The organism is Microbulbifer aggregans, from assembly GCF_020524005.1.
Classification (GTDB): Bacteria; Pseudomonadota; Gammaproteobacteria; order Pseudomonadales; family Cellvibrionaceae; genus Microbulbifer; species Microbulbifer aggregans_A.
This window is the reverse complement of record NZ_JAIVKK010000042.1, coordinates 1-1,114: the sequence shown is the minus strand read 5'-3', so window position 1 is coordinate 1,114 and position 1,114 is coordinate 1. Positions and strand designations below refer to the sequence as shown.

The 1,114-nt window shown below is 50.6% G+C and carries 1 protein-coding gene; it reads right to left on the bottom strand.

What is annotated here, in order from left to right:
• Positions 1 to 1,114, bottom strand: a 1,114-nt coding sequence (locus LC093_RS20215) for a transposase (protein WP_226669321.1), incomplete at both ends; no start/stop codon positions are given.

Sequence of the window (1,114 nt, the reverse complement as noted above, 5' to 3'; positions counted from 1 at the left end):
GTCGCCGTCTTTCCGTTTGTCCAGGTAAAAGACACCTGCCGGCCGTGTCCATCGCGTGTATCCGCCGATGCGGGATTACGCATGCACTGGTTTTTGAGCGGGCAATGTCGGCAGTCTGTGAGTCGCCCTTCAAAGAAGAGCTTTTGCTTTCCTTCACTGATACGCTCCTCTCGATAGAGCAACATTTCATTGCCAGCGGGACAGATACAAGACTTGCTTCTTTTATTCAGCTTGAATTCGCTTGCAGGCAGTACCTGCCTAAAGCCCTTTACGGTATCTTGATGTCGCTTGCCGTGCTTCTCTTTTTGCTTGGCAAACGCCTTGTCGCGGGAGCGAAACTGGTTGTCAGGGATGTAAGCGTTGATGCCTTCATTTCTCAGCAGGTCATTATTGGATTCGCTGGAGAATCCGGTGTCCGCCGTGACGATGACTTGATCCGCGAGAATCTCGTCGGCAATTCCCGCATTCCGATAGCGCTTATTAATACCGTCGAGAATAGGCTTTAACGTATGGGTTTCCTGACCTTCGCCGAAAGCCTGCGCCTCCACGATGATTTGGTGTTTCTTATCGACCGCCGCAATGCCGTTATAGCCTTGTATCGTGCCCTTGCTCGTGGTCATCTTGGCCGACTCATTGTCGGTGATGTTACTTTTTACTTCTTTTGGTTTTTTGCCTTGCCCCATCCTTGGGGCTTGCGTCTTTAGGAACTTATCGATTTTCTCGAAATGCTGCTCCAAGGTCTTGTTCATCTGTTCAAGCCGCTGCTTGCGCTCTCGCTCCGCTGGCTTCCTACCGTCCAGCTTCTTATGCTCCGACAGACAATGACGAATCTTCTTTCGAATCTTCGCCTGCTTTTGTTCAAGCTCTTTGAAGGTCCCTGAATGCGCTTTACTGGCGTTGGAGGACATCTTGCAGCCATCAATCGCAAAAAGCTCGTTGCCCAACAGCCCCTCCTGATCGCAAACCATCAAAACCTGTTCAAATACCGATTCGACGGCGTCGGGATAGCTACTCACGAAGCTAGCGATGCTGGTGAAGTGAGGCACGCTGTCGCACGATAATGCCTTGAAAATAATATTGTGTTCGCACTGCCATTGGATCTCACGGCTAGAAG